Raw genomic sequence first — 18882 nt, forward strand, 5'->3', positions numbered from 1 at the left:
CTGACCGGCGGCTACATGACGCTTGCGGCCACCCTGTGCAACGCCCGTGTGCGCGACGGCATCGCCGCAGGCGACCATCCGGTGCTGATGCACGGCCCCACCTTCATGGCCAATCCGCTGGCCTGTGCGGTGGCGTCGGCGAGTATCGATCTGCTGTGCTCCTCGCCGTGGCGGCGGCGGGTGGCGCGCATCGAGCAGCGGCTGCGCGACGGACTGGCGCCCTGCGCGGCGTGCGATGCGGTGGCCGATGTGCGGGTGCGCGGCGCCATCGGCGTGGTGGAGATGAAACAACCGATCGACGTCGCCGTGGTGCAGCGGCGGCTGGTGGAGGCGGGCGTCTGGCTGCGCCCCTTCGGACGGCTGCTCTACACCATGCCCCCCTATGTGATCGACGACGCGTCGCTGGAGCGGCTGATCGCGGCGATGGTGGCGATCGCCGCCGGCGCGCGGTGACTGGGGTGCGTCGCTTCTCCGGTCGCTTTTCCCGCCTCTGCGGCTAGCCTGCCGCACGGCATGGTCGACGACCTCCCCACCTCCCTCGACGCGCTGCGTGCGGCGATCGACGCCGTCGACGATGAGATCCTCGCGCTGCTCTGGCGTCGGGCCGGTCTGGCCGCCGAGGTGGGAAAGCGCAAGGAGGTCGACGGCGACACCCCGTTCTATGTGCCGAGCCGCGAGGCGGCGATCATCCGCCGGCTCCTGGAGCGGCATCAGCAGTGTCGCGGCCGGGCGCGGCTGCCCGATGCGGCGGTCCACGGCATCTTCCGTGAGGTGATCGGCGCCTGCCTGGCGCTGGAGCACCCCCTGACGGTCGCCTTCCTCGGTCCGGAGGGGACCTTCTCCCACCTGGCCGCCTGCCGCCATTTCGGCAGCGCGGTGCGCTACCTGCCCTGCGGCAACTTCAGCCAGGTCTTCAGCCAGGTGGAGCGTGGCCAGGCGGCCTACGGCGTGGTGCCGGTGGAGAATACTTTGGAAGGGGCGGTGACCCAGACGCTCGATCTGCTCTGCGACCATGCGCAACGGATCCGGATCTGTGCCGAGATACAGTTGGAGATCCATCACCACCTCTTCAGCTACGCCGAATCGCTGGCCGAGATCCGGCAGGTGGTCAGCCATCCCCAGCCGCTGGCCCAGTGCCGTGGCTGGCTGGAGGAGTATCTGCCGCAGGTGGAATGGATCGAGGCCCCATCCACCGTCGAGGGGGCGCGGATGATCTGCGATGCGCGCGACGGCACCGGCCACGGCGGGGCGATCGACTGGCGTCACGCCGCGGCCATCGGCCCCTACAGCATCGTCGACTGTTGCGATCTCAACCTGTTGCAGCGCAACATCGAGGACCGGCGCGACAACACCACCCGCTTCTGTGTCATCGGCAGCCACGACGCCTGCCCATCCGGGCGCGACAAGACGGCGCTGGTGCTCTCCATCCGCGACGAGCCGGGCGCGCTCTACGCGCTGATCCGCCCCTTTGCCAAGCGGGACATCGGCCTGACCCGCATCGAGTCGCGTCCGGCGCGCACCGAGCCGTGGACCTACCTCTTCTTCGTCGATGTCGAGGGGCACCGTACCGACCCGGCGCTGGTCGACGCACTCGACGAGATCGCCGCCATGCCGACGGCGCGGGTGCGCATCCTCGGCTCCTACCCGGCCGCACGGCCGTTGTGACCGTCGCGGTCGATTGGGCGGCGCGCGCGGTGGCGCAGAGCGCGCGGCTGCATCCCTATGTGCCGGGCAAACCGGTGGAGCAGCTGCTGCGCGAGCTGGGCGTGGCCGATGGGTGCAAGCTTGCCTCCAACGAGAATCCCTTCGGCCCCCCGCCGGCCGCAGTGGCGGCGATCCAGCGGGCGGCGGAGGGGGTGCATCGCTATCCGGATGGCGATGCGACCGAGTTGAAGCAGGCGCTGGCCGCCCGCCACGGCGTCGATCCGGCGCAGATCCTGCTCGGCAACGGTTCCAACGAGGTGATCGAGCTGATCATTCGCACCTTCGCCGGGCCGGGGGATGGTGTGCTCTACAGCGCACACGGCTTCATCGTCTACGCGCTGGCCGCCCGAGCCGCCGGCGCCGCGGGGCGGGCGGTGGCCGAGCCGGACGGGTTGCACCACGATCTCGATGCGACGGCCTCGGCGGTCGATGCGCGCAGCAAGGTGGTGTGTATCGCCAACCCCAACAATCCGACCGGCACCATGCACGAGCTCGATGCGCTGCAGCGCTTCCTCGACCGCCTGCCGCCCGATCTGGTGGTGCTGCTCGACGAGGCCTATGTCGATTTCGTCACCGACGATCCCAACGCCACCCTGCGCCGGTTGCGCCACCCCGGGCTGGTGGTCTGCCGTACCTTCTCCAAGGCCTTCGGCCTGGCCGGGTTGCGCATCGGCTACGCCATCGCCGACGCCGGGCTGCTGGAGGTGGTCAACCGCTTCCGCGAGCCGTTCAATGTCAATGCCCTTGCCCAGCAGGCGGCGCTGGCCGCGCTTGAGGAGTCGGCGTGGGTGCGGCGGCAGGTGGCGGCGGTGGTGGCCGAGCGGCGGCGGTTGGAGCGGGAGCTGGCCGCGATGGGGCTGCTGCAGGGGCGCACGCACGGCAACTTCGTGCTGATCCACCACCGGCAGGCGGCGCGGCTGGTGGCCGATCTCGAGCGGCGCGGGTTGATCCTGCGGCCGCTGAGCCCCTACGGCATGGCGCAGTCGGTGCGGGTGACGGTAGGGCGGCCGGAAGAGAACGATCGCCTGCTCGGGGCGTTGCGCGACTGGCTGGAGCGGGCGTGACGGGCGGTGTCGATCGACCCGGGCGGGAGGGGCGCTCGCTCCGACTCGGCCGGCTCGCCGTGATCGGCGTGGGCCTGATCGGCGGCTCACTGGCCCGGGCGCTGCGTGCGGCCGGCTGCGTCGAGCGGATCACCGGCATCGGACGCAGCGCGGAGAACCTGCGCACCGCCGAACGACTGGGGATCATCGATGACTGGTCGCATGATGTTGCGGCGGTCGAGGGGGCCGACACCATCGTGGTGGCGGTGCCGATGGGTGCCTACGATCAGGTGTTCAGCGCGCTGGAGCTGCATGCCCGCTCCGATGCGGTGATCACCGACGTCGGCAGCACCAAACAGCATGCGCTGGATACCGCCGCCCGCTATCTGACCGCGCCGGGCCGCTTCGTCGCCGGCCATCCGATCGCCGGCACCGAGGATTCGGGGGCGGCCGCCTCCTTCGTCGGGCTCTTCCGCGGGGCGACGGTGGTGCTCACCCCGGGAGCAGCGGTCGAGCAGGAGGCGGTGCGCAGGGTGGAGGCGATGTGGCGCGTGGTCGGCGCCAGCCCCTGCTTCATGGATGCGGCCGAGCACGACCGGTTGATGGCGGCGGTGAGCCATCTGCCTCATCTGGCCGCCTTTGCCATCGTCAACGCAGTTACCGCCGAGGGGCGGGCACCGGAGATGTTGCGCTTTGCCGCCGGCGGCTTCCGCGATTTCACCCGCATCGCCTCCTCGTCACCGACGATGTGGCGGGACATCGCCCTGACCAACCGGGAAGCACTGGTCGCGCAGATCGACGCCCTGCAGGCGCAGCTGACCGGGATGCGGCAGGCGGTGGTCGAGGGCGACGGCGCGCGGCTGGCGGCGCTGTTTCAATGCGCCAAGCGCGTGCGCGACGACTGGCTTCACAGGAGCGATTCATGATGGTTTCGCAAGAAACCATCATCGCGGCCACGGACGGCCGCGCAAATCAAGGGCTTGCGTGAGCAAGCGATTGATTTGTAAGGCAATCGAAGACCGCGCTCTTCGATTGCCGTCAAGCAAAAAGTCCACGGACGGACTTTTTGCGATTTCATCCTTCTTGATGGTTTCGCAAGAAACCATCATCGCGGCCACGGACGGCCGCGCAAATCGGTCGGTTGCGTACGCAACCGCCAGAATTGTAAGGGGATCGAAGAGTGCGCTCTCCGATCCCCGTCAAGCAAGAAGTCCATGGACGGACTTGTTGCGATTGGATCCTTCATGAACGATACCCTGATCGCCGGACCGGCCGACCGGCCCCTCTCCGGTCGGGTGCGGGTGCCGGGTGACAAGTCGATGTCCCATCGGGCGGTGATGCTGGCGGCGATGGCCGAGGGGGAGACGCGCATCGAGGGGTTTCTCTCCGGGGCCGACAATCTGGCGACGGTGCGGATCTTCGGACAGATGGGGGTGGAGGTGCTCTGGAACAATGCGGAGCGAACCTCCCTCACCGTGTGCGGTGTGGGGCTCAACGGACTGCGCGAGCCGGAGGATGTGCTCAACGCCGGCAACGCCGGCACCTGCGCGCGGTTGATGGTCGGGGTGCTGGCCGGCCAGCCGTTCCACTCGGTGCTGGTCGGCGATGCATCGCTCCACCGCCGGCCGATGGCCCGGGTGGCCGATCCGGTGCGGCGCATGGGGGCGGACATCGACGGTCGCGACGGAGGCAACAAGCTGCCGCTGGCCATCCGGGGCGGGGCGCTGCGCGGCATCGATTTCGAGCCCAAGGTGGCCAGCGCGCAGGTCAAGTCGTGCGTGCTGCTCGCCGGCCTCTTCGCCGAAGGGACGACGCGGGTGCGCGAGCCGCGGCCGACGCGCGACCATACCGAGCGAATGCTGCCCCTCTTCGGTCAGCCGGTGGAGAAGGAGTACGGCTGGATCAGCCTCAAGCCGGAGGAGCGGTTGCAGGCGCCCGATACCCCGGTGGAGATCCCCGCCGATCCGTCGTCGGCCGCATTCTTCGCCGTGGCGGCGTCGATGGTGCCCGACTCCTGCGTCACCCTGCAGAGGGTCGGGGTCAACGAGCGGCGCACCGGCTGGTGCCGGGTGTTGCAGGCGATGGGTGGGGAGTTGCACATGAAGCCGATCGGTGAGGTCGGCGGTGAGCCGGTGGCCGATCTGGAGGCACGGGGCGTGCGGCTGCACGGGGTGGAGGTGGCGCCGCGCGACGTGCCCGATACGATCGACGAGTTTCCGCTGCTCTTCGCCGCGGCGGCGGTGGCCGAGGGCGAGTTCGTGCTCGAGGGCGCCGAAGAGCTGCGGGTGAAGGAGTCCGATCGGATCGCCGTGATGGCGCGGGCGCTGCATGCCGCCGGAGCGCGGGTGGAGGAGCGCCCGGACGGGGTGCGCATCAGGGGCGGGCGGCTGTGCGGCGGCTGCACGGTGGATGCCTGCGGCGACCATCGGGTGGCGATGGCGATGGCGGTGGCCGCCCAGTCTGCGGCGGAGCCGATCCGGATCGAGCATGCCGCGGCGATCGACACCTCCTTTCCCGGTTTCGTCTCCCTGGCCCGGGAGCTGGGGATGAACGTGCGCTGGGCGTGAGGATGCGTGCGGTGGAGGGGTTGCAGGTGGCCATCGACGGCCCCTCCGGCTCGGGCAAGGGGACGGTGGCGGTGGAGGTGGGTGCGCGGCTCGATCTGCCGGTGCTGGACAGCGGTCTGCTCTACCGCTTCACCGGCTGGCGGGCGCGCGATCTGGGGGTTGCGCTCGACGACGGTGCGGCGCTGGCGGCGATGCTGCGGAAGGAGGCGGAAAGGTTACGCTGGCGGGCGGGCGGATCGCTTCTGTTCGACGGTGTGGAGTGCGCCGGTCGTCTGCGCGGCGAGGAGGTGGGGGCGGCGGCATCGAGCGTGGCCGCGCAACCGGAAGTGCGCTCGGCGCTGCTCTCCCTGCAGCGAACGCTGGCCGCCGCCGGCTGCGTGATGGACGGACGCGACATCGGCACGGTGGTGCTACCCGACGCACAGGCCAAGTTCTTCCTCACTGCATCGCGGCGGGAGCGGGCCAGGCGCCGCTGGATGCAGTTGCGCGCCGCCGGCCACGATCGGGTCGATCTGGCCGATGTGGAGGCCGATCTGGCCCGGCGCGATGCGCGCGACCGGGAGCGGAGTGTTGCACCACTGGTGCCGGCGGCGGATGCGGTGGTGATCGACTCCACCACCCTGCGGGTCGATCAGGTGGTCGACCGCGTCCTGACGGTCCTTCGGCGCCGTGGGTTGGTGGTCTGAGCGCCCCTTCCCCGCCGGTCGTTTCCTCGCCTTTCGTTTGCGGCTAGGTTGCGCCGCCGCATCCGGGGGCGGAGGCGGGCGCTGTAGGCCCTGTTGCGGTCGTGGATCGCAAGGCGGCCTCGCGGAAGGATGCAACCTGTGGCCGGGACGGTCGGGCAGGACGCGTGTTTGTCCTTGCAGGTGACGGATGTATGGCGGCCCCACTGGAAGCCGTCATCCGCGGCCAGGAGGGCCGCGCAAATCGAGGTTGCCCTTGCAACCGGTGGATTTGTAGGGCGATCGAAGAGTGAGCTCTTCGGTTCCCGTCGGGCAATACGTCCATGGATGGAGGTGTTGCGATCGGATGGAGCTGATGACGACAGAGTCTGCACCCCAACCCGCAGCCGGCGGAGGGGCCGATGCGACCGATCCCGTCGCGTCCTCCGGTGCCCCCCGGGAGGAGGCATCGGTCGCGGCGGCGGATGGTCGGGCGGATGGCACCCCGGCTGCGTCCGGCATGGACGGGGAGATCGGCGGGGGAGATGGCCTCCCGCCGCAGGAGCCGTCGGAGGAGGCGGCATCCGCCGATGGCGCTGTCGCCGATCTCGGCCGGAGCGGAGGAGCGCCGCGCACCACGGCGACGGCGGCGCCCGAATCCGCGGCCGATGACGACGCGCATGAGGCGGATAGAGAAGAGGAGGAGGGGGGTGAGGAGGATGCCTTCCGCGCCCTGTTCGAGGAGTCGTTGCGTGTGCAGACGCCGCTCGATCGCGGCCGGCTGGTCGAGGGGGTGGTGGTCGGCTTCGACGGGGATCTGGTGATCATCGACGTGGGTGCCAAGGGGGAGGGGGCGGTTCCGGCGGACGAGTTCTCCCGACTCGCTCTTCCCCTGCCCGAACGGGATGCCCGGGTCGAGGTGATGATCACCGGCTTCGGTGCCGACGGGGTGCGCCTCTCCGTGCTCGAGGCGCACAAACAGCATCAGTGGGAACGGGTCGAGGCGGCGCTTGCCGACGGCGGGACGGTGGAGGCGCGCGTGTTGCGCGCGGTCAAGGGGGGGTTCCGCGTCTCGATCGGCGGGCTGGAGGCCTTCATGCCCCGCTCGGAGGCCGACGTCAGCCGTTTCGTCCAGCCCGAAGCCCTGATCGGCAACCGCTATCCGGTGGCGGTGCTCGAGGCGAGCCGCAAGCCGGAGAATGTGGTCGTCTCCCACCGCCGCCCGCTGGAGGCGGAGCAGGCCGCCCGCCGGGCCCGTTTCTTCGCCGACCACAAGGTGGGGGACCGGGTTACCGGTGTGGTGCGGCGGTTGGTCGATTTCGGCGCCTTCGTCGATCTGGGCGGGGTCGATGCGCTGCTGCACGTCTCGGACATCGCCTGGCGGCGGCTCTCCCACCCCTCGGAGGCGCTGAGCCCGGGCCAGACCATCACTGCGGAGATCCGCGCGCTCGACGCGGAGGCGGGTAAGGTCTCCATCTCGATGCGCGCACTACAGGAGGATCCATGGACCCGGGTCGCCGGCTCCTATGCCAGGGGGATGCGGGTGACCGGAACGGTACGCAAGCTGCTCGACTACGGGGCGGTGGTCGAGCTGGAGCCGGGGGTCGACGGGCTGATCCATCGCTCGGAGATGAGCTGGACCCGGCAGGACGTGAAGCCGTCGTCGCTTCTCTCCGAAGGGGATGTGGTCGATCTGGCGGTGCTCGACGTCGATGTGGAGAAGCGGCGTATCCGCTTGAGCATCAAGGAGGTGCTGGAGAACCCCTGGCAGGCGTGGCTGGCCGATCATCCGGTCGGCAGCAGGGTGCGCGGCCGGGTGAAGAACATCACCGATTTCGGCTTCTTCGTCGGCTTGACCGAGGAACTGGACGGGCTGGTACACATCGGCAATTTGACCTGGAAGGGGGATGGTGCCGCCGCGCTCTCCGACTACCACAAGGGGCAGGAGGTGGAGTGCGTCGTGCTCGGCGTGGATGTCGAGCGGCAGAGAATCTCCCTGGGGATCAAGCAGTTGAGCGATGACCCCTTCGTGCTCTTCCTCGAAAGGGCGGGGGAGCGTGGCCGGGTGACCGGTCGGGTGGTCGAGGCCGCCGCCTGGGGTTATCTGCTGGAGGTGGCCGAAGGGGTGCGGGCGCGCCTTCCCCGGCGGGAGTTGCCAAAAGGTCAGGATCCCCTTGAAATTGGGACCGAGGTGGAGGCGAAGATCGTCGGTGTCGATCGCAAGCGGCGTGAAGTCGAGCTTTCGGTGCGGCAGTTGTTGCGCGATGAGGAGCGTGAGGCCATCCGCCACTACCGTTCCGTCCAGGAGTCGGACGAGACGCCGTCGCCACTGGCACTGGAGCTGCAGAGAAAGTTGAAAGGGAAGCTGCTGTAAGCGCGGCGCTCCTCAGCAGAACGTTTGTAGCAAACCAACGTACGCGACCAAGAGGGTCGCGCGAATCCTGAGGTTGCGCATGCAACCGACGGATTTGTAAGGGGATCGAAGACCGCGCTCTTCGATCGCCGTCAAGCAAAACGTCCATGGACGGGCGTTTTGCGGTCTGATCAAGAGATGACGAAATCGGAACTGATCGCCAAGATCGCGGCGCAGAATCCCTCCTTGACCCGCAAGGAGTCGGAGCTGCTGGTCAACACCGTGCTCGATGCGATGGTCGAGGCGATGGCCTCGGGTGAAGGGGTGGAACTGCGCGGCTTCGGCAGCTTCACCCTGCGTCACCGCCGTGCGCGGCAGGGGCGCAATCCCAGGCTGGGTACCACGGTGGAGGTCGAGGCCAAGGTGGTGCCGCACTTCAAGCCGGGCAAGGCGTTGCGCGAGCGGGTAGCCGCCAGCGTCGCCTGACTGGCGAGCGCGCGATGCGCTGACCCTCCGCCGATGAACTGGATCAACGCCCTGGTGGTCGCGCTTTTCAGTGCGGTTGCCACCATTTTCGCTCTGGCCAACTCCGGCGAGGTCGCCATCGCCTTCACCGGCATCGGCGTCGGCCACAGTCCGCTCTACGTTCCGGTCTTCGCCGCCTTCGTTCTCGGCTATGTCGGCGGGGTGTTGTCTCTTGCCTTCTCCCGGCGCAAGCACAAGCGGCGCATTCTGGAGTTGGAGGCGGAGAACCGGCAGCTGCACAGCGAGGTGGAGAACCTGCGCAACATCCCCCTGCAAGAAGAGTTGTAGGTGGGGCATCCCGCACCGGGCGCAGCGGGCCGGGGGGGGCGCGGCGGATGAGCGGATCGGCCCTCCTGATCCTGCTTCTCACCGTGGCGGTGGCCGCGGTCGGCTGGTGGGCATGGCAGCAGAGCGAGCAGGAGCAGAGCAGACCGGAGCGAGAGCCCGACGACGCCCGGGTGGTGCCGCTGTTGCGCGGCATCAACTACCTCCTTTCCGATCAGACCGACCGCGCCCTGCAGGAGATGGTGCAGGTGGCGCGGCTGCGCTCGGATGCCATCGACGTCTACATGGCGCTGGGCGAGATGTTCCGCGGCAACGGCGAGATCGGCCGTGCGGTGCGCATCCACCAGAACCTGCTGGCCCGGCCCGATATCACCCCCGGGCAGGAGCTGGAGGCGCACTACGCGCTGGGTCGCGATTTCCATACCGGTGGGCTGCTCGACCGGGCGCTGCGCCAGTACGACAAGGCGCTGGCCATCGCGCCGGACCATCTTCCGTCGCTGGAGGCGTCGCTGCGCATCCGCGAGCAGGGCAAGGAGTGGCTCAAGGCCGAGGAGCTGCTCTGTCGGATCGAGCGCATCCGCGGTGAGGACGCCCGCTTCCACCGCGCCTTTCTCTACGCCGAGGAGGCGCGCCGCTGCCTCCATGACGAGGGGGATGAGGCGCAGGCCCGCCACTTCGCCGACCGGGCGATCGATCTCGACCAGGGGTGCGCCTCCGCCCGGCTGGTGATGCTCGAGCTGCTGCTTCGGCGCGACGCCGACTGGCCGGAAATGGAGGGGGTGTTGCGCGGTTTGTGGCAGCACTGCCCGCACCACGCCATGGAGGCGGTACCGCTCTTGTTGCGCCAGGAACGGCACCGGGAGGAGATCGAATCCTTCCTGCTCGCAGTGTGGCGGGCGCGGCGCGACGAGGGGATGATGCTCACCTGGCTGGAGCAGCTCCATGAGGCCGGCCGTGACGACGATCTCCGCCGCCTGATCGGAGCGGTCGGCTTCGTGCCCGATTCGTTGCGTGGCGATCTTCGGCTGTTGGCGTTGGGATGCGGCGCGGCGGGGTCGGACGTGCCGGACGGGCGGCTCGTCGCCCGGGCGCGCCGATGGCGGCAGCAGGTGAAGGATTTCTGCTGCTCCGAGTGCGGTGTGGAGGTGCGGGAGATGCGTTGGCAGTGTCCGCAGTGCCATCAATGGGGGACGATGCGGCCGATCCAGGTGGTGCGGTTGTGACCGACGCCGGTGGTCTCGGAGGGGCGGCTTCCCGTCTGATGGTGGCGCTCGATCTGCCCGATGGTGCGGAGGCACGGGCGATGTGTGACCAGTTGGAGGGGGTCGTCGGTTGGTTCAAGGTGGGGCTGCGTCTCTTCGTCGGTGAAGGGCCGGGCCTGGTGCGCGCGCTGCGGCGGCGAGGGCGGATCTTCCTCGACCTCAAGTTCCACGACATCCCCAACACCGTGGCGCAGGCGGTGGAGCAGGCCGGTGCACTCGGCGTGGCGATGGTCAACGTTCATGCCGCGGGCGGGCCGAAGATGCTGCGTGCGGCGGCGGATGCCGCCGCCTCCTTCCCCGGGATGCGGCTGATCGCGGTGACGGTGCTCACCAGCGAGAACATGCCGCCCGAGCGGGCGCGGGCGCTGGCGGTGGAGCGGGCGCGGATCAGCCGGGATGCGGGGCTGCACGGGGTGGTGTGCAGTGCGCACGAGGCAGCGGCGGTCAAGCGGGCGTGTGGTGCGGGGTTCCTCACCGTGACACCGGGCATCCGCATGCCGGGGGAAGCGCGGCAGGATCAGGCGCGTGTGGCCGATCCCGCCGCCGCCATCGCCGCCGGGGCCGACTATCTGGTGGTCGGCCGCCCGATTCTTCAGGCGGACGACCCCCGTGCGGCTGCGGAGGCGGTGCTGGCGGCGATGGTTGGCGGTGGAGCGGGCTGAAGGCGGCTTCACCCTGATCGAGGTGCTGGTGGCGATGGTGATCGTGGCCACCGCGCTGGTCGCCATGGTCGGCCGGCTGGGGGCGTCGAGCGATGTGCAGCGCACCTTGGCGCTCCATACCCTGATGCTTGATGTGGCGCTCAACCGGATCGAGCGGCAACGGCTGCAGAAGACGGTCAGCGGAGATGAGCGCGACGGAACGGTCGAGGCCGGCGGCGTGACGCTTGCGTGGCGGCTGTGGAGCGAGAAGACGGAGATGGACGGCTTCCTGCGACAGAACGTGGCGGTGCGCGCCCCGGGTGAGCCGGAGCTGCGTCTCTTCCTCTATCGCGGGGTGGAGTGAGGCCAACGCGAGGGGGCGTCCGCCCGGCAGAGGGACGTGTTGCGATTCGATCAAATCAGGAGTGGTGAATAGCGTGACGGAGCTGGAGAAACAGTACGATCCCGCAGCGCTGGAGGAGGCGGTGGCCGAGGCGTGGCTCGAGTCCGATGCACTGGCGCCGAGGCCGGCCGAGGAGGCCTACTGCATCGTCATTCCGCCGCCCAACGTCACCGGCAGCCTGCACATGGGCCACGCCTTCACCTTCACCCTGCAGGATGCGCTGATCCGCTGGCAGCGGATGCAGGGCAAATCGACCCTGTGGCAACCCGGCACCGACCACGCCGGCATCGCCACCCAGATGGTGGTCGAGCGGCTGCTCGACGCCGAGGGAGTCCGGCGCCGCGATCTGGGGCGGGAGCGGTTTCTCGACCGGGTCTGGCGGTGGAAGGAGGAGTCGGGCGGGACCATCGTGCGTCAGCTCAAGCGGTTGGGGGCGAGCTGCGACTGGTCGCGCGAGCGCTTCACCATGGACGAAGGGCTCTCCCGGGCGGTGCGCGAGGTCTTCGTCCGCCTCTACGAGGAGGGGTTGATCTATCGAGGCAAGCGGCTGGTCAACTGGGATCCGGTGCTGGAGACGGCGGTCTCCGATCTCGAGGTGGTGCACGAGGAGGTGGAGGGTCACCTTTGGTACATCCGCTATCCGCTCATCGACGATCCCGGCCGCCATCTCGTCGTCGCCACCACCCGGCCCGAGACCATGTTCGGCGATGCGGCGGTGGCGGTCCATCCCGAGGATGAACGCTACCGCGATCTGATCGGTCGGCGGGTGCGGCTGCCACAGACCGACCGTACCATCCCGGTGATCGCCGATGCCTATGTTGATCGGGAGTTCGGCACCGGCTGCGTCAAGATCACCCCGGCGCACGATTTCAACGACTACGAGGTGGGTCGGCGGCACGACCTGCCGATGATCAACATCCTCACCCCGCGCGCCCACCTCTCCGATTGCGAGGCGGTGCCGGAGCGCTACCGCGGGCTGGACCGCTACGAGGCGCGCGAGCGGCTGGTGGCCGATCTCGATGCGGCCGGCCTGATGTACAAGATCGAGAAGCACACCCACCAGGTCGGCTACGGCGACCGGTCGCACGCGGTGCTGGAGCCCTACCTGACCGATCAGTGGTTCGTCGAGATCAAGCCGCTGGCCGAGCCGGCCATCCGCGCGGTGGAGGAGGGGGCGATCCGCTTCGTGCCGCGCCACTGGGAGAAGACCTATTTCGAGTGGATGCGCAACATCCAGGACTGGTGCATCTCGCGCCAGTTGTGGTGGGGCCACCGCATCCCCGCCTGGTATTGCGCCGACTGCGACCACATCACCGTGGCGCGCGAGACGCCGGAGGTATGCGGCGGATGCGGCGGTGGCGCTATCCGGCAGGACGAGGATGTGCTCGATACCTGGTTCTCTTCCGCGCTCTGGCCCTTCTCCACCCTCGGCTGGCCGCAGCAGAGCGATGATCTGGCGCGCTTCTATCCGACCAATGTGCTGGTTACCGGGTTCGACATCATCTTCTTCTGGGTGGCGCGGATGATCATGATGGGGCTGAAGTTCACCGGCCAGGTGCCCTTCCGCGACGTCTACATCCACGCCCTGATTCGCGACGCCCAGGGGCAGAAGATGAGCAAGTCGAAGGGCAATGTGATCGATCCGCTGGTGATGGTGGAGAAGTACGGCGCCGACGCGCTGCGCTTCACCCTGGCCCACATGGCCACCCCCGGCCGCGACGTGAAGCTGGACGAGGCGCGCATCGAATCGAACCGCAACTTCATGAACAAGATCTGGAACGCCGCCCGCTTCGTCTTCATGAACCGGGGCGCGGCAGGTGTGGATTCCACCGTGGAGCCGCGGCTGTTGGCCAACCGCTGGGTGCTCGACGCGCTCGAGTCGTGCCGCCGTGACGTGGAGCAGGCACTGGCCGGCTACCGCTTCAACGATGCCGCATCCAGCCTCTACGGCTTCATCTGGGGCAGTTATTGCGACTGGTTCGTCGAGGCGGCCAAGGTGGCCCTTTACGGCGACGATCCGGAGGCGAAGCGGGAGACGCAGGTGGTGATGCTCACCGCCCTCGACGGATGGCTGAGGCTGCTCCATCCGATCTGCCCCTTCATCACCGAGGTGCTGTGGCGGCGGCTGCACGGCCGCGAGGAGGGGCTGCTCATCGCTGCGGCGTGGCCCGCACCCCTGCGGGAGGATCGGCAGGCGCGGGAAGAGATGGAGCGGGTGATGGCGGTGGTGACGGCGATCCGCTCGATCCGTGGTGCGATGAACATCGCGCCGGGCAGGAGGATCGCGGCGGCGATCGCCGCCGACGGGGAGGTGCGCACGGAACTGCAGCGGCAGGAGGCGTTGATCCGTGCCCTGGCCCGGCTGGAGCGGATCGACTGGCTCGATGGGGCAGCCGGGCTGGAGGAAGCGGCGGTCGCCCCGCTGCCGTTCGCCCGCGTGCTGGTGCCGCTGGCCGGCCTGGTCGATCTCGCCGGGGAGCGGGCCCGGCTGGAGAAGGCATTGGAGCGGCTCGGGAAGGAGATGGGCAAGCTGGAGGGGAAGTTGGCCAATCCGGCGTTCCGCCGGAACGCCCCGGAGGCGGTGGTGGCCAAGGTGGAGGCGGAGCTGACCCGCGTACGGGTGCGCCGCGACGAGCTGACCGCCGCACTCGATCGTCTGCAGCGGATCACGGAGGGCGGGGAGGAATGACGACTTCGCAAGAAGTCGGCATCCGCGGCCAGGACGGCCGCGCAAAACGGGAGCGTGTGCATGCAAGCCACTGTCTTGTAAGGGGATCGAAGATCGCGCTCTTCGATCCCTGTCAAGCAAAAAGTCCACGGACGGGCTTTTTTGCGATGGAATCAGGAATGAGCGCTCCGGTGGGACACCGTCTGCCGCCGGGGGAGCGCGAGCGGATCCATCGCCCGCCCGCGCGGGTCCCGGATCGGGCGCGGTACCGCCGCGAAGAAGGGCGGAAGTTCAGGGAGGTGGGATGATGGAACGGGATGAGACACAGAGGGCGGAGGGGGGAGAGCAGCAGGTGCAGATCCATCTGCCGCCCGAGGTGCAGCGCGGGGTCTACGCCAACCAGACCCATGTGGGGCATACCCGTGAGGAGTTCATCCTCGACTTCATCCTCACCACCCCACCGGCCGGTGTGGTCAATGCGCGGGTGATCCTCTCCCCGCAGCACGCCCGTCGGCTGCTGGCCGTGTTGCAGGACGGAATCCACCGCTACGAACAGCAGTTCGGCCCCATCGAGCAGGGGGAGCGCCTCATCCCCCCGCCCGATCCGGTGCGGCACTGATGACGGCTTCGCAAGATGCCGGCATCGCGGCGTTGGCGTGCCGCGCGAATCCGGAGGTTTCGCATGCAACCGACGGATTTGTAGGGCGATCGAAGAGTGCGCTCATCGATCGCCGTCGAGCAAAAAGTCCACGGACGGACGTGTTGCGGCCTGATCACTGATGGCGCTCCTGCGCGGAACGGATCCAGCCGGAGATCCAACGTGAAGCAGATCCTGCAGAACCTCGGCACCGGAGAGACCCTGCTGGCCGACATCCCCGCCCCTAGGGTGGAGCCGGGCGGGTTGCTCATCGCCAGCCGGGCCTCGCTGATCTCGGCGGGAACCGAGCGCATGCTGGTCGATTTCGGCCGGGCCAATCTGCTGCAGAAGGCGCGACAGCAGCCGGAGAAGGTGCTGCAGGTGGTGCAGAAGATCCGTACCGACGGGGTGTGGAGCACCCTCGATGCCGTCCGCTCCAAGCTCGATCAGCCGCTCCCGTTGGGCTATTGCAACGCCGGTGTGGTGCTGGAGTCGCGGGCCGATGGCTTCCGCCGCGGCGATCGGGTCGCCTCCAACGGTGGGCATGCCGAGGTGGTGGCGGTTCCCGCCCGCCTCTGCGCGAAGATCCCCGACGGGGTGACCGACGAGGCGGCGGCGTTCACGGTCCTGGGGGCGATTGCGCTGCAGGGGATCCGCCTGCTGGCGCCGACGCTGGGCGAGCGGATCGCCGTCATCGGACTCGGTCTGATCGGCCAGCTCTGCGTACAGATGTTGCGTGCCCACGGCTGTCGGGTGCTCGGTGTCGATCCCGACCCGGCGCGCTGCGCCCTGGCGCGCGGCTTCGGTGCGGAGGTGGTCGCCCCCTCCGAGGGGGGGGATCCCGTGGCCGCCGCCCGAGCCTTCAGCGACGGCCGCGGGATGGACGGGGTGGTGATCACCGCCTCGGCGCGATCGGACGAGATCGTGCATCAGGCGGCGCAGATCTGCCGGCAGCGCGGCAGGATCGTGCTGGTCGGCGTCGTCGGGCTCCACCTGCGGCGGGACGACTTCTACAAGAAGGAGCTCACCTTCCAGGTCTCCTGCTCCTACGGCCCCGGGCGCTACGATCCGGAATACGAGGAGAAGGGGCACGATTACCCCTTCGGGCTGGTCCGCTGGACCGAGCAGCGCAACTTCGAGGCGGTGCTCGAGCTGTTGGCGGATGGAAGGCTCGATGTGGCGCCGCTCATCACCGAACGGGTGGAGATCGACCGGGCGCTGGATGCCTACCGGCGGTTGGGGGCCGTCGGGAGCCTGGGAACCATCATCCGATACCCCGGGCGGGAGGAGCAGGCGCTCCGCCGCCGGGTGGTGGCGCTGCCGATACAGCAAAAGCCCGTGGCGGGCGCGGGAGGAGCGCGTCTGGCGGTGGTCGGTGCGGGAAACTACGCCGCACGGGTGCTGATCCCCGCCTTCCGGCGGAGTGGGGCGCAGCTCGACACCCTGGTCAGCGCCAAAGGGGTCACCGCCGTCCACCACGGCATCCGGCAGGGCTTCTCCCGGGCGGCGACCCGCTTCGAGGAGGTTCTGGCCGGGGATGGGGTCGATGCGGTGGTGATCGCCACCCGCCACCATCTCCACGCCGAGCAGGTGCTCGCCGCTCTGGATGCGGGCAAACACTGCTTCGTCGAGAAGCCGCTCGCCCTCACCCTGGGGCAGATCGACCGGATCCGCCGGGCTTGGGAGGCCCACCCCGACCGGCTGTTGATGGTCGGTTTCAACCGCCGTTTCGCGCCGTTGGTGGAGCGCATGCACCGGTTGCGCACGGCCTGCGGCGGCCCGGTGACGCTGCTGCTGACGATGAATGCGGGGGCGATCCCCGCCGACCACTGGACCCGGGACCCCGCGGTGGGAGGGGGGCGGATCATTGGTGAGGCGTGCCACTACGTCGATCTGGCCCGCTTCCTCGCCGGTGCGCCGCTGACCGGATTCCAGGCGACCGCGGCGGGCGGGGAGGAGGGGGCCCGCGGGGACGCGGCCCTGATCCAGCTCACCTTCGCCGACGGATCGGCCGCCTCGATCCACTATCTGACCGACGGGGGCAAACACTTCCCCAAGGAGCGCATCGAGCTCTTCGCGCAGGATGCGGTCTTGCAGTTGGACAACTTCCTGCGCCTGCGCAGCTTCGGCTGGCCGGGCTTCTCCGGCGCCCGGCTGCGCGGGCAGGACAAGGGGCAGCAGGGCTGTGCCGCCGCCTTCGTCCGGGCGGTGGAGCAGGGGGGGGAGCCGCCCATCCCGATCGACGAGCTCTTCGAGGTGAGTGCGGCGACGATCCGGATCGCCGATCTGCTGCGGCGCGGATCCGGGCGCTGACCGCCACCCTCCCCCTCTATTTCCGCACCCTGCGCCGGATCTCGCCGGGGCGGCTCCTCTGGCGGTTGTGGCGCCGGGGATGGCCGCGCCGCCCGCGGCGGATGCGCCACGAGCCGCTGCGCCGCTGGGCGGTGCCGTGGCTCTCCACCCCCTGGCAGCCGGCCTGCATCGAGGGGGAGCAGCGGATGCGCCTGCTCAACCGGACGGTCCGGGTGGCCGCCCCCACGGATTGGAACGATCCCGCGCTGCCGTTGCTGCTGCGCTACCATCTGCACTACTTCGACGACCTCGACGCCGAGGGGGCGTCGGCGCGGCGCGTGCTGCAGCGACGCTGGATGGTGCGCTGGATCGACGAACATCCCCCCGGCGCGTTCCCCGGCTGGGATCCCTATCCGACCGCCCTGCGGCTGGTCAACTGGATCAAATGGTGCTGGCAGGATGGCGGCGGCCGGGAGCCGGAGGCGGCGATCCTCGACAGCATCGCCACCCAGGCGGCATGGCTGCGGCGCAACCTGGAGTTCGATCTGCTGGGCAACCATCTGCTGGCCGATGCCAAGGGGCTCTGCTTCGCCGGTCTCTTCTTCACCGGCCCCGACGGGCGGAGGTGGCTGGAGCGGGGGCGTTCGCTCCTGCTGGAACAACTGCCGCGCCAGATCCTGGCCGACGGCGGCCACGACGAGCGCAGCCCGGCCTACCACGCCCTGGTGCTGCACGATCTGTTGGAGCTGGTGCGCGCCTGGCGCCATGTCGGGCTGACCCCGCCGGAGCCGCTCTGCGCCCCGGTGCCGGCGATGCTCCGCTGGCTGCAGGTCATGACCCATCCGGATGGGGGGATCGCCTTCTTCAACGACGCCACCCTGGGGCAGGCGCCCGGTTGCGCCCATCTCGGCCGGCTGGCCGTCATGCTCGCTCTGGCTGAGGAGGCGCACGCCACTCCCCCCGGCACGGTCGACCTTCCCGAGAGCGGATACATGCGGCTGGAGCAGGGGGGGATGGTGGTCTTGCTCGATGCCGCCCCGGCAGGCTCGGCCGATCAGCCCGGCCACGCCCACGCCGATACGTTGAGCTTCGAGTGCTCCCTCGATGGTCGGCGGCTGATCGTCAACTCCGGCATCGACCGCTACGGCGACGATGCCGAGCGGCGGTGGCAGCGCTCCACCGCCGCCCACTCCACCCTTGAGGTCGACGGCGCCGACTCCAGCGAGGTATGGGGCGGCTTCCGTCTGGCCGGGCGCGCGGAGATCGTCGATCGCGGCATGCGTCGGGAGCAAGGGGGCGTGGTCGCCTGGGGGGCGCACGACGGCTACCGCCGCCTGCCGGGCGTGGGGATCCATCGGCGGGAGTGGCGGCTGTGGCAGGGGCGGCTGGAGGTGCGCGATCGTCTCGAGGGGGGCGGCCGCCACCGTCTGGTCAGCCGCTTCTATCTCCATCCGGAGCTGGATGCGGTGATGGATGGGGAGGAGGTGGCATTGCGTCGGAGCGGGCGGACGCTGGCGGTGATCCAAGCCGGCGGCGCCGGCGGCCGTCTGCGTCTCGTCTCCGCCCGCTATTTCCCGGCGTTCGGCCGGGTGGAAGCAAACCGGTGCGTGGAGCTCTCCGCCCTCTGCACCCTTCCGGCGGAGCTCTCCGCCGTCGTCGTATGGCGCTAGTCGACGACGGCAACGCAGGCTGTCGCCATCCGCGGCCGGGGCCAGGAGGGTCGCGCAAGAGAAGGGGCCTGCGTATGCGGTGTGCAGGGGGATCGGGGGGGCGTCCCCTTCGATTTCCGCCGGGAGATGGATGTTGGAATCGCAAAAAGTCCGTCCGTGGACTTTTTGCT

Annotated in this window: 16 protein-coding genes; all 16 read left to right on the forward strand. The window is 69.4% G+C overall.

Annotated features, from left to right (window positions below; translation table 11 throughout):
* Positions 1-453, forward strand: a 453-nt coding sequence (locus D6682_07420) for an aminotransferase class III-fold pyridoxal phosphate-dependent enzyme (GenBank protein ID RMH50179.1), incomplete at its 5' end; no start/stop codon positions are given.
* Positions 454-513: 60 nt separating this feature from the next.
* Positions 514-1665 carry a prephenate dehydratase gene (pheA, locus tag D6682_07425; GenBank protein RMH50180.1) on the forward strand — a complete coding sequence of 384 codons (1152 nt, stop codon included), beginning with the start codon at positions 514-516 and terminating at the stop codon, positions 1663-1665.
* A complete protein-coding gene (locus tag D6682_07430; GenBank protein ID RMH50181.1) occupies positions 1662-2768 on the forward strand; it encodes a histidinol-phosphate transaminase in 1107 nt (368 codons plus the stop codon). Before pheA ends, D6682_07430 begins: the two co-directional genes overlap by 4 nt.
* Positions 2765-3673, forward strand: coding sequence for a prephenate dehydrogenase/arogenate dehydrogenase family protein (locus D6682_07435; GenBank protein RMH50182.1), 909 nt, complete (start codon positions 2765-2767; stop codon positions 3671-3673). Before D6682_07430 ends, D6682_07435 begins: the two co-directional genes overlap by 4 nt.
* 318 nt (positions 3674-3991) lie before the next feature.
* Complete coding sequence (gene aroA / locus D6682_07440) at positions 3992-5314, forward strand: 3-phosphoshikimate 1-carboxyvinyltransferase (protein ID RMH50183.1); 1323 nt, start codon at positions 3992-3994, stop codon at positions 5312-5314.
* 2 nt (positions 5315-5316) lie between these two features.
* A complete protein-coding gene (gene cmk / locus D6682_07445) occupies positions 5317-6000 on the forward strand; it encodes a (d)CMP kinase (GenBank protein ID RMH50184.1) in 684 nt (227 codons plus the stop codon).
* 496 nt (positions 6001-6496) lie between these two features.
* Complete coding sequence (locus D6682_07450) at positions 6497-8350, forward strand: 30S ribosomal protein S1 (GenBank protein RMH50185.1); 1854 nt, start codon at positions 6497-6499, stop codon at positions 8348-8350.
* A gap of 177 nt (positions 8351-8527) precedes the next feature.
* A complete protein-coding gene (locus D6682_07455; GenBank protein RMH50186.1) occupies positions 8528-8815 on the forward strand; it encodes an integration host factor subunit beta in 288 nt (95 codons plus the stop codon).
* Positions 8816-8848: 33 nt separating this feature from the next.
* On the forward strand, positions 8849-9142 hold the full coding sequence (locus D6682_07460; GenBank protein ID RMH50187.1) for a LapA family protein: 294 nt from the start codon (positions 8849-8851) through the stop codon (positions 9140-9142).
* Between the two features lie 47 nt (positions 9143-9189).
* The gene (locus D6682_07465; protein ID RMH50188.1) at positions 9190-10362 is read left to right on the forward strand and encodes a heat-shock protein; all 1173 of its coding nucleotides are present in this window, start codon (positions 9190-9192) and stop codon (positions 10360-10362) included.
* A 38-nt stretch (positions 10363-10400) separates the two neighbouring features.
* A complete protein-coding gene (locus tag D6682_07470) occupies positions 10401-11063 on the forward strand; it encodes an orotidine-5'-phosphate decarboxylase (GenBank protein ID RMH50214.1) in 663 nt (220 codons plus the stop codon).
* On the forward strand, positions 11050-11406 hold the full coding sequence (gene gspI, locus D6682_07475; protein RMH50215.1) for a type II secretion system protein GspI: 357 nt from the start codon (positions 11050-11052) through the stop codon (positions 11404-11406). The genes D6682_07470 and gspI overlap by 14 nt, the downstream gene beginning before the upstream one ends.
* A 73-nt stretch (positions 11407-11479) precedes the next feature.
* On the forward strand, positions 11480-14134 hold the full coding sequence (locus D6682_07480) for a valine--tRNA ligase (protein RMH50189.1): 2655 nt from the start codon (positions 11480-11482) through the stop codon (positions 14132-14134).
* Positions 14135-14420: 286 nt separating this feature from the next.
* Positions 14421-14732, forward strand: coding sequence for a DUF3467 domain-containing protein (locus D6682_07485; protein RMH50190.1), 312 nt, complete (start codon positions 14421-14423; stop codon positions 14730-14732).
* A gap of 201 nt (positions 14733-14933) precedes the next feature.
* Positions 14934-17063, forward strand: a complete 2130-nt coding sequence (locus tag D6682_07490) for a dehydrogenase (protein ID RMH50191.1) — start codon at positions 14934-14936, stop codon at positions 17061-17063.
* Between the two features lie 101 nt (positions 17064-17164).
* Positions 17165-18712 carry a heparinase gene (locus D6682_07495; protein RMH50192.1) on the forward strand — a complete coding sequence of 516 codons (1548 nt, stop codon included), beginning with the start codon at positions 17165-17167 and terminating at the stop codon, positions 18710-18712.
* Positions 18713-18882: the final 170 nt, after the last annotated feature.

It is taken from the genome of Zetaproteobacteria bacterium (assembly GCA_003696765.1).
Taxonomy (GTDB): Bacteria; Pseudomonadota; Zetaproteobacteria; order Mariprofundales; family J009; genus RFFX01.

Bases quoted from the DNA above. Each gene is read 5' to 3' on its own strand.
- pheA (RMH50180.1), top strand. From the start codon at position 514: ATGGTCGACGACCTCCCCACCTCCCTCGACGCGCTGCGTGCGGCGATC.
- cmk (RMH50184.1), top strand. From the start codon at position 5,317: ATGCGTGCGGTGGAGGGGTTGCAGGTGGCCATCGACGGCCCCTCCGGC.
- D6682_07460 (RMH50187.1), top strand. From the start codon at position 8,849: ATGAACTGGATCAACGCCCTGGTGGTCGCGCTTTTCAGTGCGGTTGCC.
- D6682_07495 (RMH50192.1), top strand. From the start codon at position 17,165: ATGCGCCACGAGCCGCTGCGCCGCTGGGCGGTGCCGTGGCTCTCCACC.
- D6682_07485 (RMH50190.1), top strand. From the start codon at position 14,421: ATGGAACGGGATGAGACACAGAGGGCGGAGGGGGGAGAGCAGCAGGTG.
- D6682_07455 (RMH50186.1), top strand. From the start codon at position 8,528: ATGACGAAATCGGAACTGATCGCCAAGATCGCGGCGCAGAATCCCTCC.
- D6682_07470 (RMH50214.1), top strand. From the start codon at position 10,401: ATGGTGGCGCTCGATCTGCCCGATGGTGCGGAGGCACGGGCGATGTGT.
- D6682_07450 (RMH50185.1), top strand. From the start codon at position 6,497: ATGGACGGGGAGATCGGCGGGGGAGATGGCCTCCCGCCGCAGGAGCCG.
- aroA (RMH50183.1), top strand. From the start codon at position 3,992: ATGAACGATACCCTGATCGCCGGACCGGCCGACCGGCCCCTCTCCGGT.
- D6682_07465 (RMH50188.1), top strand. From the start codon at position 9,190: ATGAGCGGATCGGCCCTCCTGATCCTGCTTCTCACCGTGGCGGTGGCC.